This is a genomic window from Apilactobacillus bombintestini, assembly GCF_003627035.1.
GTDB classification, from domain to species: Bacteria; Bacillota; Bacilli; order Lactobacillales; family Lactobacillaceae; genus Apilactobacillus; species Apilactobacillus bombintestini.
Map to the genome: position 1 here is coordinate 355805 of NZ_CP032626.1, position 15501 is coordinate 371305.

A 15501-nucleotide genomic window follows, 5' to 3' on the forward strand; every position below is an offset into this window, starting at 1 on the left:
TACTAATGTATTTTATAACTTTTAGTACGAAGGAGAGAATTTATGTTATCGGCCTGGAATATAGTTGGCTTGCTGCTTTGGATTGCCTTAATTGTTTATGCGGTATTTATCATTCATAACATCGCAGTTCGAAGAAGTCGGATAATCATAAATGAACACTATAACTTTACGTTTATTCACCATTTAAAATCTTTTGTACAAATTCTTATATTATTTGTGGGTATCGGTTTTATGTTCTTTCAAACATTTAAAACTGATGTGAATACAGATAATGTTAATATTACCCGTAGTTATCAACCTTTGATTTTGGATACTAACGGTAATAATTCTTATTACGTAAGAATTAAAAGTGGTAGCAATCCTAATTTAAATCAAAGTTATCACTACCTAGTTAAGGGTAAACGATTATCAGTTTCAAGTAATGACGCTAGTGTGTTGGTTGGAACTAGTAATGCGGTTAATGTACAAAAGTCAGCCGTTAAATGGAACCAACATTTAGCAGACGAATTAGATAGTAAATATCAAAGAGCGTGGATAGTAGACGCAGTTGCTACTTATAAGAAAAGTTTTTGGAATGGAATTGGATTACACGCTGGACATCAAGCGCGTCGTTATACTTTAATCCGTGTTCCAGACAATTCATTTATATATAATAAATAAAAAATCGTTGGAAAATATCCAACGATTTTTTTATTACATATAAGTGGTAGGTTGATCTACTGAAAGATTTAACATGTTTCTTGCAATATCCTGAGCGGCAGTTAAGATAGCATCATTAACTCCGGGACGAGGAATAGCGGAAGTTACAAAGTATAATCCTTCTGTATTTAATCCCCATGTGTATAAGTCTTTTTGATTTACCACTTGGTCACTGTGGATATCTATATCTACTGATGGGTTATCCACAGATTGTCCGTCACTAAGTTCAATGGATAGGGGATGAATAATATTTTCATCCATTAAGCTAGTGATTACTGGATTAGCAGAGAATCTAGTATTGGCAGGATTGGTACGAGCTTCGATTAATACATCACCGGGGATGATTTCCTTACTGTAGAAGAATGAGCAAGTCATGAAATGATGATTTGCACCAATTACTTTCATTTGAGGTCCTAAGATCTTAACGATTCCTTGCTTCATAAGTGCTAGGATTTCTTGACTACGGATTACTGGAGCACCCATAGATAAGAATTTAACGTTAGAAGAGAATTGACCTAAGAATTTTTGAACCCATTCATCATTAGTTAATAGATGATTGGATAATACATAACGAATATTATCACGTAAGTCACGAAGCATTTCTAATGCACCGGTAACTGGACCTGTTTTAGATCCTAAACATGCATCATTAATAATGAAGTTTAACCATTTTTGAATGTGTTGTTGGTAATCATCTAAAGTAGTGATTTTTACACCAGCAACTGGATTTAAGATGGTATCCCAATCAAAGACTTCTTCATTATCGAAATGATAACTACCAATAAGGGCATTGACGTTATCCACAGTGGAAAACTTTTCTTGAAAATCTTTTAAGTCAATTTCTGGATGCTTGTGAGCAATTAATAAACTGTAGTAGCGATATTCAATATCTAAACGAAGTAGTTTTTGAAAATCAGCAAAAGCTAAGTGATCATTCTTAGTTAATTTATCTATATTTTCCTTAGTTAAAAATACTGCAGAGTAATTTTCGTCATATTGCTTTTGACTAATAGCCTTTGGATAGTAAGGAATACCGCGTCTAGAACCGGCATAGATAGTAGGTTCTTTACCACTAGGATGATAAGTTAATGTGTTGTCACCATTGTTAGTAAAGTATCCACCACGTTCTTCAGTAAGACGAGAAACATAGTCATTGAAGCTAAGTCCCATACCACGGATGATAACAGTTTGATCATGAGTGATAGATGATAAATCAGCTTCATCAGCATCCTTAGGTAGAATGTAAGTTAAATCACATTCCTTGGCATACTTTTGTAATGATTTTTGATCATTGGTTAGTTTATTTTCTTGTTGTCCTAAACTAAATACCAACTTATCCACTGGATAATCCACATTTTGTGCAGAAACTACCCAGTTATCATTGTGTTTATCCACTTTATCCACATTGGTATTAAAATGAGTAATTAAATCCACATGTGGATTATTTTTAATTTCATTAACTAATTGTGTAAAGAACCATTGGCAATATGCTCCACAAATGGCACGAGGAACATAACTATTGTCACTGATTTTATTTAGGGCATCCAATAGTTCTTGTTGGTTATCCACATGAAGAGATTTAATGAAATCGGTGGATAACTCAGATTGTGCCCATTGGGAGATGGAATATGCGTGTGATTGTCCATCATTAAATAAACTAAGTTCATTGGCAGGACTATTCATTATTAAGTTGATAGGTTGTTTAACCTTCCAAACTCTCCCACCAGCTTCAGCGCGATCAAATAGATGAATAGTAAGGTCATCATCTGTGGCATCAGCAAAATTTTGTATTAAATTATTAAGTGTTAAAAGGCCACGAGGGCCTGCTCCTATAATTCCAATCTTCATATTGCACACTCCTTTAAATTAATAATAACATGTTTAAAAATATGATTTCATTTTTTTCGCTTGTATTTAGAAGAAAGTATATGACTTATGATAGAATGTAAATAAGGATGGTGTTAATAATGAGTGAATTAATTCCAGAAAACATGGACGAAGTAAAAATGAAGGTAGCACGTGCTCAAATCGATGGTAAGACAGTTACCGAAGATGAAGTTATTTACCAAGCCGTAGCTGATTTATTTCAAGATTATTTAGAAGAAGCTGAAGAAGGTCACTATGATACTTCTCATTTAAGCGACAAGGGTGACAAGTTCACTGTTATTGGTATTAACGGCGAAGAAATCGCTAGCTTTGAATCTACAGCAGATGATTTCATTAAAGACTTTAGAGCAGATGCCTTAAAGCTTTGTTTCCGTCTAGAAGATAAAGCTACTAGCATTGCTAGATTATAAAAAAAGACCTCGATAGTGTTTACTATCGAGGCTTTTTTATTAATTATTTACATGTAAGTTAACCGCAGTTTGTTCGATGATATGATCTTTCATAGCATATAATAATTCGTTATACCAGAAACCATCTTTTAAATCTAATTTAGCATCTAGTGCATAAACGGTAAAAGTATAATCATGAGGTTTATCAGGAGGGGTAGGACCCACATAACCTTTACTCATTGGATCATTACCTAAGTTCATTAATTTACCGGCAAGACTGTTGTTTCCTTTAATCCAGTTTAATGGATTTTCTTTTCCAGCATTTTCTGGAACAGAAACGTCTTTAGGATCTAAGCCAGCAGCAATCCAGTGAATCCATTCGAAACCGCAAACGGGAATGGAATCTAAATCAGTTAGTGCAAAAGCAATGGATTTAGTATCAGCTGGCACGTTTTTGATATCGAAAGGAAATGATACAAAGGGACGTCCGTTATCCTTAAATTCTTCTGCAGTGTGTTTATCGTATTTATCTGGTAAAAGACCATTTTGTAGTGAAACTTCTACTTGCATATAAAATCCTCCTTTAATAAAAAAAGCATTCTTGCGAATGTTTTATTTTACAAATCTAAGAATATAATAACCTTGTGAATCGGCAGAAACAGTATAGGTTTGATATCCAGCTTTTAGCCATTGTTCTTGAGTGGCTTTAGCATAATTTTGCGCATCAGCAACAGAACTGAAAATATGTCGTTGTGCGAACATATCTTTCTTACTATTGTTGTTATTATTCTTATTTGCATTATTGTTCTTGGAGCGCATCATTTCTTCTCGTTGGCTGGTTGTTACATCACCGCTGCTGTTATTGCTGTTCTTTGTAACCGTCTTAGTAGTAGGAGCATCGTGCTTAGTAGTAAAGTAAGTCACAGTTTTAACTCCTCCTAAAATGAGTGCAGATATTACTATAATTAAAATGATAATAGGCCAAATTCTGGCATTAGGTTTTTTATCATTAGTTTTTATTGCGGTATCATCGAAAGTATATCTACGAATACGGTTATCATTGTCGCCATTATTCATATGAAAAATTCCTCCATTCGGAAAAGTAAATTTTATACTTTACCTAATCATTATACCAAATTATAGCAAATGGCGTGTAATTTTAAAATATAGGGCGTCTGGTGATAATAAAAACGGCATCTATAGGATGCCGTTTTTTTATTGAATATCGTTAAAGAAAGTTAATAGTTGTTCTTTAGTTAACTTATCTTTTTCTTCACCTGAGATATCATAGGAAATCTTTCCTTGATGTAATACTAACAAGCGATTGCCGTATTTTAATGCATCATCTAAGTGATGAGTAATCATTAAGCAAGTTAGTTTTTCTTGTTTAATAGTGGAATCAGTGATGTCCATTAGTTGTTGGGATGTCTTAGGATCTAGCGCAGCAGTATGTTCATCTAAAAGTAAGATACCCGGACGTTTGATAGTAGCCATTAAGAAACTTAAGGCTTGGCGTTGACCACCAGATAAGTTTCCAGTAGCAGTATCTAGTCGTTCGTCTAAGTAATTGTTCATCTTAGCAGTGATTTTCTTGTACTTACTCATTTGACTCTTTAAATTACGAGGGATTAAGTGATGATGATTACCACGTTTTTCCGCCAGTAATAAGTTTTCGGCTACGGTCATACGAGGTGCAGTTCCTAGCTTAGGGTCTTGAAATACACGACTTAAAAAGGAAGTACGTTTAACTACTGACATATTGGTAATGTCTTTACCTTTGTAGATGACATGACCGGAAGTAGGGCGTAAATTACCACCAATGGTATTAAATAAAGTGGATTTACCAGCACCGTTAGAACCTAGAATGGTGATGAAATCACCTTCATTAATATCTAAGTTAACGTGATCTAGAATGTTTAGTTCTTCAGGTGTATCTTGGTTAACCGTTTTAACAACGTCTTTTAATTGAAAAATTGGTTTAGTCATTTTTTAACCCCCGTTTCAATACATGTTTTAAGTGGAAACGATTTTCGAAGGCGGGAATACCCATGAAAATAGCTAATAGAATGGATGAAATTAAGTTCAAGTCGTTGGCGTTGAAACCTAATTGTAGTACTAGTAGTAAAACTAAACGATAAATGATACTACCTACAATAACAGCAACTAATCTTTGGTTCATGGTTAAATCGCCAAAAATAACTTCACCAATGATGATAGAAGCTAGGGCCACTACAATGATACCAATACCCATATTAACGTCCGCATAGCCATTATTTTGGGCAACTAGTGCACCACCTAAAGCAATTAGTCCGTTAGAAACACTTACACCCATGATTTTCATGTTATCAGTGTTGATTCCTAAGGATTCTGCCATATTTTCGTTATCACCGGTAGCAATAAATGCTTGACCTAAATCAGTTTGTAAGAAGTAAATAACGATAACAGTAACAACGGCAATTACAATTAATCCTAAAGTAACACTATCAAAGTAGGGAGGAAGTGATTGTAAGAAATGACCACTTAGTAAAGTAGGAAGACCTAATAATGAAAGATTAGGACGACCCATGATACGTAGATCAATAGAATATGAAGCAGTCATTACTAAAATACCAGCTAATAGCACTGGAATTTTGGCTTTAGTGTAAAGCAATCCAGTAACTAAACCAGCTAAACATCCTACGATAAAAGCTAAGATGGTAGCTAAAACAGGATTAATTCCGTGTGCAATGGCAGTTACTGCGGTAGCAGCTCCCATAGGGAAAGTACCTTCAACTGTCATATCAGGGAAATCTAAAATTCTAAAAGTTAAATAAAGACCAATTCCGATTACTGACCATAATAAACCTTGGCCAATGGCTGAAATAATTAAACTCATTTATAAACCACTCCTTCGCGTTGAGCTTGATGCATTAAATCATCAGGAATATTAATACCTAGTTTACGAGCTTGTGCTAAGTTAATAGTTAAATCTCCATGATGAAGTCTTTCAATAGGCATGTTAGCAGGATTTTGACCACGTAAAATAGCAGCAGTCATCTTACCAGTTTGTACACCTAATTCATATTGGTTCAAACCTACTGTAGCTAAGCCACCTTGTTTTACAACGGTAGAAGCAGTAGGGAAGACAGGAACGTTTTTAGTGTTAGCAATATTAACTAAAGTTTGAATAGCAGAAGCAACAGTGTTGTCGTTAGGTACGTAAACGGCATCCACATTTTGCATCATTTGAATAGCTACTTGATTTAAATCATTAGTGTTAGCAATTGAATAACCCTTAACTCTAACGTGTTCTTTCTTACATAATTTAACGAATTCTTGATATTGGTTAGTAGCTGAATCATCACTAGAAGTATAAATAACTCCTAAAGTATGCATGTTAGGAACTAAACGTTTGATAAGATTTAGTTGAGCTTGCATAGGTGGAAAATCGGAAACACCGGTTACGGGACGACCGGGATGCTGGTTGGAATCAACTAAACCAGCAGATTTAGGATCAGTAATAGCTCCTAAAACTAGAGGTGAGCCCTTAACAGTGTTGGCTAATACTTGAGCAGCAGGAGTAGCAATCCCGATGGATAAGTCTACGTTTTCGTTAGCAAATTTAGAACTCATAGTCTTTAGATTACTTTGATCATTTTCGGCATTTTGAAAATCAATATTGATGTTTTTACCTGGAGTAAAACCGGATGATTTCAATCCAGAAATAATACCGTGATGGATAGCATCTAAAGCAGGGTGTTCGGTTAATTGTAGGATACCTACTGTAGGGGTATGATTTTTATCGATATGATGAGGTTGCTTTTCTTGATAAAAGCCCCATCCTAGTAGGATAAATAGTAAAATAATAACGCTATAAAGTCTTTTCATATCTTTTGCTCCTTTTATTGGTTAAATGAACATAAATGCAATAAAAAAACGGATAACCCAAGTATACAGGTCATCCGTTTTAGGATAAGCCTGTGAAGTTGGAATTGAATCCGCACAGGCTTTTTTATACGTGAGAAAGAAGCCGGTACAGATGCGCTTAATGATTGCATCAAGTCGCATCCGTATTAACTAATGCGACTTATTATGACCAGCTTTGCCAACGAGAGTGAATATCATTTTTAAATACATTCTTCATTGGAATCTTTCTCCTTTCAAATAACTTATTTTAATTCTAAGTTTTAAGAAAATAATTGTCAAGAACTTATACTATGTAATAAAAAAGAGCACCCGCAGGCGCTCTTTGGTTTTATTTTATTTGTCTTCTTTATCTTCCTTAGTTGGTTCTTCTTCAAATGCGTCTAAGTTTATTTGGTCATTGACCATCTTAGCATTGTGAAGATCGGTACTTACCATTGAACTGGAAATTCCCCATCTGTAGAAAGCAAGGGAAACAATAATGATAACGACGAAGTCTAATGGATATGGAATCCAGTTACGACCGCCGAATGGGGCAGAACCCACATATGACATTACTGAAATAAAGATTAAGTAACCAATCATCCAGAAACTACCGGAGAATTGATTTCTTGTTTTCTTCCAGTTGGTCTTCCATTCAAAGTAGAAGTAGAATGGTAGACCTAGTAAAATTACAAGAATAACTTTAACAGTAGTTGGCCACATTGCCCAGTAAGCAGCTAAACTGGCTAATACGAAGGCTAATGGAGCAATGATTTGTAGCATCTTCATACGAATAGGACGTTTGAAGTTAGGTGCCATCTTTCTCAATGATGTTACAGTAACAGGACCTGTTAAGTAAGCAATCAAAGTAGAAGTGGAGATAACACTAGCAAGTGTACCCCAACTTCTAAATAGGGCAACTAATAACACACTAATAATCATGTTAACTACCATTGCAATTCTTGGGACACCCCAACGTTTGTTGACTTTACCTAAGAATTTAGGCATATGTTCGTTTTGAACCATGGCAGCCAATGTACGACTGGTTTGAGCCACGAAGGAAACACCGGTACCAAATGGTGAAACGAAAGCATCAAAGTATAGCAATACGGCTAACCAGTGTAGTCCTAACATAATTGCTAGATCAGCAAATGGTGATTCGAAGTTAACACCATGCCAACCAACTTTAGCTAGAACTGATGGTTCTACAGCACTAATGAAAGTGAATTGTAGTAGCACGTAAATTACAATACTGATAGCTAATGAAATGGTAATACCTAAACCGATATTACGTTTAGGATTTTTAATTTCTTTTCCCATATTAATAACTACTTGGAAGGCATTGTAAGAGAAAATAATACCTGAAGCAGTAGTAGCTGAGAAAATAGCTGCACTACCGTAAGGCATGAAGCCTTGTGAAGTAAAGTTTCCACCGTGGAAACCAGATAGTAGCAACATTACGACAGTAAGTAGCGGAATTCCTAGTTTGAAAATTGAAATAAAACTAGTGAATTTAGCTAGTAAATTAACAGACCAATAATTTAATAGCGTGAAGACTAATATGAAAAGAAAAACGACAAATAAACCTAGATTAGATATTTCACCATTAATTAGGAAACCGTGAGTCCAATGAGCCCACTTCCATGGCCATGATCCCATGTATTGAACCGCAGCAACGGCTTCAATAGGAATCAAAGTAACTAATGACACCCAGTTTGACCAGGCGGCAATAAAACCTAATAGTGACCCGTGGGTGTATTGAGCATATTTACTCATTCCACCACTTTCGGGGAACATTGAACCTAATTCAATGTAGTTAAAGGCGATAGCACCAATAACCAAGGCACCGATAATCCATGATAGGATAGCGGCAGGTCCGGCAACACGGGAAGCTTCCCATGAACCGAATAGCCAACCGGAACCGATGATTGAACTAAGTCCTAACATTACAATTTGAAATAAACCTACTTTTCTTGATTTCTTATTTTTTTTCATAAAACTCCTTTCATGGTCTTTCAGTATACTAACAAAAATACCTTTCCATGTAAAATGTTTAAAGACCTACCATGACAAAGGTTTACATGCTTATGGGCATGATAATAACGTTTGTTAGCTCTTAAAAAATAATTAAAAATAAGAATAATTTAGGACTAAAATCCACTATTATTCGCGAATTTCAATTACATTATTTTCGGGATCATTTATGAAAAGAGAGTTCATCATTCCATTACTACCGTGAACCTTCTTGGGCCCATCGATAATGTTAACGCCATAATTGGCTAAATGTGAACTTAAATCTTCCAAAGAATCCTTAACAGTGATGCAAAAACTATTAGCACCCGGAGTGGGGTTAGCCGGTGTATCACTGTTCCTTTCCGCTGGAAGAAAAATCAATTTTTGCTTGCCTAGTTGAAGTTCTAACAAGTTGTCAGTGAATTCAACAATAGGTAAATCTAAAACTTCATGGTAAAAACGCATGCATAGTTTTAAATCTTGGGCAAAAATTACTATATGATCAATGTCTTTGACCTTCATTCCTACCATTCCTTTTAAAAATTTTTTCAAAGTCAATTATACCATTATATAGAGAAGTGAGTAATTTAAAATGCATAGTTTAGTATAAAAATTGACTAGGAAACCAAAAATGTGTTAATTTTATATCTATATATATGTACAAGTTCGGTAAAAAAGGAGAAAAAACGGTGGCTTTATTAGACGTAGAAAATATAAGCATGGGTTTTGCCGACAAGAAACTATATGACGAAGCTAGTTTTACCTTAAATAAAGGTGAACATATGGGGATTGTTGGTCAAAATGGTGTAGGTAAATCTACACTGATTAAAATTATCACCGGAGTAGAATTACCTATTTCCGGTTCTGTTAGATGGCAAAATAATGTCAGTGTTGGATATTTAGACCAATATGCTGACATTCCAGAAGGTATGACTTTAATTGAATTCTTGCATACAGCATATAAAGGTTTATACCAAAAAGCTGATCATATGCAAAAGCTATATGATGAATATGCAGAATCATTTGATGATAAGTTATTAGAACAAGCTGGTCGTATTCAAGAAGAACTAGAAGCTAAAAACTTCTATGATATTGAAACTGAAATTGAACGAGTAATTACTGGTTTAGGTCTAGACGATGTTAAGAGAGACCAAGCTATTGCTAATATGTCTGGTGGACAACGTTCAAAGATTATTTTAGCTAAGTTAATTCTAGAAGATCCTGACGTTATCTTACTTGATGAACCTACTAACTACTTAGATACTGCACATATTTCTTGGTTGGAAGAATACCTTAATAATTTCAGAGGTGCAGTTATGGTTATCTCTCATGATTACGATTTTCTAGAAAAGGTTACTAACTGTATTGTAAATATCGCTTTCGGTAAAATTACTAAATACCGTGGTGATTTCCAATCTGCTATGCGTCAACGTGCTGAACGTGAAAAAGCACAACAACGTGAATATGATAAGCAACAAGTAGAAATTGAAAAGGCCAAAGCCTTCATTAGAAAGAACAAGGCTGGTTCTCGTTCTACTATGGCGAAGTCACGTGAAAAGATGCTATCGCATATGGAATTGGTTGATCCACCTTCAACTAACATTCATGCATCCTTTAACTTCCCATACGAAGATACTGGTTCACAAAATGCTTTAGTGGTGGATGAATTATCAGTTGGATATGACAAGCCACTATTGAAACCAGTTAGCTTCTCAGTTAATACGGATGAAAAAGTTGGATTCCAAGGATTTAACGGGGTAGGTAAGTCTACTTTAATTAAATCTATTTTAGGTATTTTGGAACCTAAGGGTGGTAAAGCTACTTTCTCACCATCTGCTAAAGTTAGTTACTTTAGTCAAGATTTAGTATGGAGTAACGATAAAGAAACTCCACTACAAATCATTCAAAACAAATATCCTAAGTTGGAACAAAAACCTATCCGTACTAAGTTAGCTAAATGTGGTTTGGATTCAGCTAATGCATCTAAACCTATTGGTGAACTATCCGGGGGAGAACAAACTAAGGTTAAGTTGGCTATGCTAGAATTTACTCCAAGTAACTTCTTGATCATGGACGAACCTACTAACCACTTGGATGATGAAACTAAGGAATCATTAAAACAAGCTATTAACAATTTCCCTGGTAATGCAATTATCGTATCTCACGAAACTAGTTTCTATAACGGTCTAGTAGATAAAGTATTAGATGTTGAAAAACTAAGTCTACGTGATAAAGATGAAATTGAAAAAGCTCAAGGACAAAGCAATTCATAAAATAAAAAGCACTAAGTTGTTTATCAACTTAGTGCTTTTTTTATTTTTAATTGAAGTTACTATGATTATCAGCATAATCATTCATAAATGATTTGGCATCACTATATGAGGCGAATTGACTGATGATAGTAATATCTTTTTTCTTTCTTCCTTGGTTGGAATAAAAGACATGTTTTACTAAGAAATATTCTTTAATATCGTCTAGGGGACGAGATTCGTTGTTACGTACGTAAATTTGTAAGTAAATGTGTTGATTGGATATTTCTAATTCGCGTTTTGCTAGTTTAATGTAGTCACGTGAATTTAATTGTGATTCACGGGGATGTTTTTCTGCCAAAACATTATCGTTTTGACAGAAGTAAACGAAGAACCAGTAAACGTTAGCGGCAAATAAGAATAATGCAAAACAGTTTCTAAATAGAGTAGGTAGGAATAAAGCATTGTTACCTAAAGCTCTTGCATCAATGATGAATTTAAAATCGATTAAACTTTCTAGGTTAGTAGCTAACAAACAAACGGTGAATACAATAATCCAAACGAATTTGTATAACTTGATTAGTTGGCGCCAGAAGTTATGGTGAAGATTATCCAAGTAGGGATGATGCATAGAAGCTTCTGAAACTAAAAATAAAATGACAGAAATAATTACACATAATAATGGAATTTTATAGCTAGTTATTAGATAAAAGACACTTAATAGGAAGTTATTCATTGAACTAGTTAGAAAAGAGGGAACTCGATAACCAAAAATTTCTAGAATAACTACGATTAAAGCACCTTCACGGAATAAATTAATAAAACGTTCTACATTATTGCTGTTAGTACGATTTAAAACAATATTATATACATTTTGCATGATTTTGTTACTCCTTTAGTTCAGTAAGATAGTTATACCACGAAAAGATAATAATAAACATTAAAATTTTATAAAAATATAAAAAAAGATGACCTTATTTAAGGCCATCTCTTTTTGGTTTTATTTGTTAAAAGTATCGTTTTCTACTTCACGCATGAAAGTAGCTAAATGATCGTAGTAAACTGGAGCATTATCAATCATGTGATGGTGACCAGCATTAGGTGTAGATACGAATTTAGCATTAGGAATCATCTTAGCCATACGCTTACCAGTAGCAACAGGCATGGATTCATGTTCACCATAAGTTACTAGGGTAGGAACGTGGTTTTCTTTTAGATGATCAGTGTTGTGCCATTCACCTAATTTACCAGTGATAACGAATTCATTGTCACCTTGGAACTTGTGGTAAATATCTGGGTTAGAAACATCCACTAAATGATCTAGTTTAGAAGGTTGTTTACGGTCAATGTAGCCTTTGTTTAATTTATCCACATCAGCTTGGTAACGAGCATTGTCGTAATCATTGTTTGCTTCGCACTTCTTCATGAAGTCTAATTCGTCAGGAGCGAATTCTTTTTCACGAATTTCGTCTAAGTGAGCAGTGTAATCATCGATGTCATCTACCATTGAAGAAATGATAGCACCTTTTAGATGTTCACCGTAGCGTTGTGCATATAGTTGAACTAATACACCACCCCAAGATTGACCGATTAAGTAGAAGTTATCTAAGCCAAGTTTTTGACGAACTTCTTCTACTTCATCAACGAAGTAATCGTAAGTTAAGTATTTGTCAGCAATCTTAGGATCAGAAAAGTCAGGAGTGTCAGAATACCATGAACCTAATTGATCATAGTAGGTAACAGCTACGTCTAATCCTTGTTTCTTAAGTTCATCAGCAGTATTTTCCCAGTATTCATGAGTTCCACCAGGGCCACCGTGTAAGGCTAAAAGATTAATTTTTCCTTCACCAGAAGTGTGAGTCCATAAATGGTAACCATTATCTAGGGTAATAATTTTTGTTTGTTGTTTCATTACAGTTCCCTCATTTCTATTTAATTTATTTTTAATATTAAACTTCTTTTACAGGGAGTTCAATAGTAGAATTTGCTAAATCTACAGTATAGTTAATATCTTGATTGCCACGAATACTCTTGTCAAAGTCAGTAGCATAGATAATAACTGCTAATTGATGACCAGCTTTTAGATGATAGAAGTTAGGTTGTAGGTCAAATTCTACATCATATAATTCATTAGCTGTTAATTCGTCTACTTGGAAGTTGCTGCGACGATTTTGCATGTTGATATGACCTTCAGAAATCTTTTGGAAAGGTGTCTTGTGACTGTTTAACTTAAATTCACGTAATGAATCTTCACGCCATAAGTAACCTTCGTTGATTTTATGATGATCTACAGGTAGTGGATTATCGGATAAGCGGTAATCTTCACTGTAATCAACTAATTGACAGCTAAGCATTCCAAAGTTTTGTGAAGAAGCAGCGGATAACTTAACATGTACTTTTCCATCAATGTATAAGTCTTTATCGCTTGGATCTAATTTGATTAGTAAACGATTGTTGCTTAATTCATCGTTGGAGTCAGCCATTACTAAATCATGTTGCCACTTCTTAGTATTTAGGCAATACTTATCGAAGTTTTCTTCGGATAAGTAGTCATTGAATTGAACTGGTCCGGATACTTCTTGATGATCATTGTAAGGGCGGTTAAGTGAAATTTCTTTCATATCGTCGCCTTCATCAAAGCTATCCCAAGTGTTCCATTCTTGTTCTTTAGTATTATCTTGAATTAAGATATCAGGAATTAATTCATCGGCCTTGTTGTCAACATCTAATAATTTGTTAGTGAACCACAAGTTAACCATATCGGTGAAATCTAATGATTGAAAGGCATTGATATAGATGTGTTGACCTTGGTGTAGAATCAATTTCTTATTAATTTTTAGAGGCTCTAATGCATGCCATAAGTTAGCAACGTTAATAGGTTTAACATTTTCATCATTTAAACCATGTACTAACATCATGTCAGCCTTGATGTTTTTAACATCTTTTAGATAGTTACGAGCATCCCAGAAAGTGTTGTAATCACCAGATTTACGATCTTGTTCCTTAGAGATGTTGTTTAATTCTTCTTGCCAAGCTTTTTTACTTTGGTAATAATCTAGAGCTGATTTCTTACGACTGAAAGTTTCAGTAGCTAATACATCAGCATCTTCACCTTGGAAACCACCAGGAGCCATAACTAAACCATTTTCACGGTAATAGTCATACCAGTTGGAAATAGCGGCTTCAGCTACACAAGCCTTTAAGCCTTCCACACCAGTAGTAGCAGCGGCAATTTGTAAAGTACCTAAGTAAGAACGACCGGTCATAGCAACGTTACCATTGCTCCAGTAAGCTTCAATACTATTGTTATCAGTACGGTTAGTGAAGGCGGTACGTTTACCAGTTAACCATTCAATAATGGATTTAGTAGAAATGGTTTCATCTACATCGCCTGTAGTACGGAAACCGTCAGATTCATAAGTACCGATACCAGCGGCGTAGACGACGGCAAAACCACGAGCCAAGAAGTAATCATTTAAAGTGTATGATTGTTCACGGCTAAAGGTTTGTTCTGATTTTCTAGTCTTACCTTGTACTTCACGTGGCTTAGGTAGTGATTCATGTTTGTGTTTGTAGGAAACACTAGATAAAGAAAGATTGTTAGGTTCTTTATGTTGTAATCCACAATCCACACTGTGAGTTAATTTTTCACCGTCTTTATCGTTAGTTCCTTGGTTGTAAGGACTAGCAGTGAAAATAACGGGAACGGGTTTCTTATTACTTTCTTTAGGACGAATAATTTCAGCCTTTAGTAAATCTAATTTGCCGTCATGGTCAGTATCTTGAGGTGATTCAACGTAAACCACTTCACGGATAAGATCATTGGTATTGTATACGGGCATACTCTTACCGTTGAATATTAATGGCTTAGTAAATTGATTGTAGTTTTGAGCAAAGTAACCTTCACTGGCTAAATCATCGATTAAAGTAACTCCGTATTTAGTGTGAGTATTTAATAATAAATACCAAGCGCAAGTTACATCCATGATGTTCATAGGATCATGAACTTTAGCAATTGGAAGATTTAAATTGTTCATCTTAGTAATAGAGTTATCAATTAAAAAGTCTTCGCCCACTTGGAAATGTAGTAATTGCAATGCAATGTTGTAAAAAGCAATTTTAGAAAGTGGGGCGTTTTTATCTAAATAAGTTAGGGCATTTTCTTCAAAACTAGCTAACATTTGAGAAATCTTTTGTCCCTTGATAGCTAAGCTTTGGTCGCCTAAAGCAGTTATTAGAAAATGTTTTAATAAAGCAGATGGATTATCGATTTTATCGGTTTCTTCATCTAAAAAGTGGATATCACGTAATTCTTTTTTCGCGATTTTTAAGTTATAATCCGCGATAGCATATTGATGATTTTTCATGACCATCCTCCT

The 15501-nt window shown here is 34.7% G+C and carries 14 protein-coding genes; 3 read left to right on the plus strand and 11 right to left on the minus strand.

What is annotated here, in order from left to right:
• Positions 1-42: 42 nt before the first annotated feature.
• A complete protein-coding gene (locus D7I45_RS01635; RefSeq protein ID WP_162924064.1) occupies positions 43-660 on the plus strand; it encodes an LVIS_2131 family protein in 618 nt (205 codons plus the stop codon).
• Positions 661-693: 33 nt separating this feature from the next.
• On the opposite strand, the gene D7I45_RS01640 is transcribed toward D7I45_RS01635, so the two are convergent.
• Positions 694-2547 carry an FAD/NAD(P)-binding protein gene (locus D7I45_RS01640; protein WP_120784056.1) on the minus strand — a complete coding sequence of 618 codons (1854 nt, stop codon included), beginning with the start codon at positions 2545-2547 and terminating at the stop codon, positions 694-696.
• A gap of 119 nt (positions 2548-2666) precedes the next feature.
• On the opposite strand from D7I45_RS01640, the gene D7I45_RS01645 reads away from it, so the two are divergent.
• Complete coding sequence (locus D7I45_RS01645; RefSeq protein WP_120784057.1) at positions 2667-2996, plus strand: hypothetical protein; 330 nt, start codon at positions 2667-2669, stop codon at positions 2994-2996.
• Positions 2997-3035: 39 nt separating this feature from the next.
• On the opposite strand, the gene D7I45_RS01650 is transcribed toward D7I45_RS01645, so the two are convergent.
• The 7 genes from D7I45_RS01650 to D7I45_RS01680 form a co-directional block, all read right to left on the minus strand.
• Positions 3036-3545, minus strand: a complete 510-nt coding sequence (locus tag D7I45_RS01650; RefSeq protein ID WP_120784058.1) for a YbhB/YbcL family Raf kinase inhibitor-like protein — start codon at positions 3543-3545, stop codon at positions 3036-3038.
• A 42-nt stretch (positions 3546-3587) separates the two neighbouring features.
• Positions 3588-4052, minus strand: coding sequence for a hypothetical protein (locus D7I45_RS01655; RefSeq protein ID WP_120784059.1), 465 nt, complete (start codon positions 4050-4052; stop codon positions 3588-3590).
• 138 nt (positions 4053-4190) lie between these two features.
• A complete protein-coding gene (locus tag D7I45_RS01660; RefSeq protein WP_120784060.1) occupies positions 4191-4961 on the minus strand; it encodes an ABC transporter ATP-binding protein in 771 nt (256 codons plus the stop codon).
• Positions 4954-5850, minus strand: coding sequence for an ABC transporter permease (locus tag D7I45_RS01665; RefSeq protein ID WP_120784061.1), 897 nt, complete (start codon positions 5848-5850; stop codon positions 4954-4956). The genes D7I45_RS01660 and D7I45_RS01665 overlap by 8 nt, the downstream gene beginning before the upstream one ends.
• Positions 5847-6842, minus strand: coding sequence for a tryptophan ABC transporter substrate-binding protein (gene trpX, locus D7I45_RS01670; RefSeq protein WP_120784062.1), 996 nt, complete (start codon positions 6840-6842; stop codon positions 5847-5849). Before trpX ends, D7I45_RS01665 begins: the two co-directional genes overlap by 4 nt.
• Before the next feature lie 372 nt (positions 6843-7214).
• Positions 7215-8855 carry an APC family permease gene (locus D7I45_RS01675; RefSeq protein ID WP_120784063.1) on the minus strand — a complete coding sequence of 547 codons (1641 nt, stop codon included), beginning with the start codon at positions 8853-8855 and terminating at the stop codon, positions 7215-7217.
• A 168-nt stretch (positions 8856-9023) separates the two neighbouring features.
• Positions 9024-9395, minus strand: coding sequence for a VOC family protein (locus D7I45_RS01680; protein ID WP_120784064.1), 372 nt, complete (start codon positions 9393-9395; stop codon positions 9024-9026).
• 197 nt (positions 9396-9592) lie between these two features.
• Here D7I45_RS01680 and D7I45_RS01685 point away from each other — a divergent pair, with 197 nt between their 5' ends.
• Complete coding sequence (locus D7I45_RS01685) at positions 9593-11146, plus strand: ABC-F family ATP-binding cassette domain-containing protein (protein WP_120784866.1); 1554 nt, start codon at positions 9593-9595, stop codon at positions 11144-11146.
• A 46-nt stretch (positions 11147-11192) separates the two neighbouring features.
• Here D7I45_RS01685 and D7I45_RS01690 read toward each other — a convergent pair whose 3' ends face one another.
• From D7I45_RS01690 to D7I45_RS01700, 3 genes are all read right to left on the minus strand, one after another.
• Positions 11193-12002 carry a hypothetical protein gene (locus D7I45_RS01690; RefSeq protein WP_120784065.1) on the minus strand — a complete coding sequence of 270 codons (810 nt, stop codon included), beginning with the start codon at positions 12000-12002 and terminating at the stop codon, positions 11193-11195.
• Positions 12003-12122: 120 nt separating this feature from the next.
• Positions 12123-13034, minus strand: a complete 912-nt coding sequence (locus tag D7I45_RS01695) for a proline iminopeptidase-family hydrolase (protein ID WP_120784066.1) — start codon at positions 13032-13034, stop codon at positions 12123-12125.
• A gap of 37 nt (positions 13035-13071) precedes the next feature.
• Positions 13072-15489, minus strand: a complete 2418-nt coding sequence (locus tag D7I45_RS01700) for a Xaa-Pro dipeptidyl-peptidase (protein WP_120784067.1) — start codon at positions 15487-15489, stop codon at positions 13072-13074.
• Positions 15490-15501: the final 12 nt, after the last annotated feature.

Excerpts from the sequence above, each read along its gene's own strand:
- D7I45_RS01645 (WP_120784057.1), top strand. The coding sequence starts at position 2,667 with ATGAGTGAATTAATTCCAGAAAACATGGACGAAGTAAAAATGAAGGTA.
- trpX (WP_120784062.1), bottom strand. The coding sequence starts at position 6,842 with ATGAAAAGACTTTATAGCGTTATTATTTTACTATTTATCCTACTAGGA.
- D7I45_RS01690 (WP_120784065.1), bottom strand. The coding sequence starts at position 12,002 with ATGCAAAATGTATATAATATTGTTTTAAATCGTACTAACAGCAATAAT.
- D7I45_RS01640 (WP_120784056.1), bottom strand. The coding sequence starts at position 2,547 with ATGAAGATTGGAATTATAGGAGCAGGCCCTCGTGGCCTTTTAACACTT.
- D7I45_RS01655 (WP_120784059.1), bottom strand. The coding sequence starts at position 4,052 with ATGAATAATGGCGACAATGATAACCGTATTCGTAGATATACTTTCGAT.
- D7I45_RS01660 (WP_120784060.1), bottom strand. The coding sequence starts at position 4,961 with ATGACTAAACCAATTTTTCAATTAAAAGACGTTGTTAAAACGGTTAAC.
- D7I45_RS01650 (WP_120784058.1), bottom strand. The coding sequence starts at position 3,545 with ATGCAAGTAGAAGTTTCACTACAAAATGGTCTTTTACCAGATAAATAC.
- D7I45_RS01680 (WP_120784064.1), bottom strand. The coding sequence starts at position 9,395 with ATGAAGGTCAAAGACATTGATCATATAGTAATTTTTGCCCAAGATTTA.
- D7I45_RS01685 (WP_120784866.1), top strand. The coding sequence starts at position 9,593 with ATGGGTTTTGCCGACAAGAAACTATATGACGAAGCTAGTTTTACCTTA.
- D7I45_RS01675 (WP_120784063.1), bottom strand. The coding sequence starts at position 8,855 with ATGAAAAAAAATAAGAAATCAAGAAAAGTAGGTTTATTTCAAATTGTA.
- D7I45_RS01695 (WP_120784066.1), bottom strand. The coding sequence starts at position 13,034 with ATGAAACAACAAACAAAAATTATTACCCTAGATAATGGTTACCATTTA.
- D7I45_RS01635 (WP_162924064.1), top strand. The coding sequence starts at position 43 with ATGTTATCGGCCTGGAATATAGTTGGCTTGCTGCTTTGGATTGCCTTA.
- D7I45_RS01665 (WP_120784061.1), bottom strand. The coding sequence starts at position 5,850 with ATGAGTTTAATTATTTCAGCCATTGGCCAAGGTTTATTATGGTCAGTA.
- D7I45_RS01700 (WP_120784067.1), bottom strand. The coding sequence starts at position 15,489 with ATGAAAAATCATCAATATGCTATCGCGGATTATAACTTAAAAATCGCG.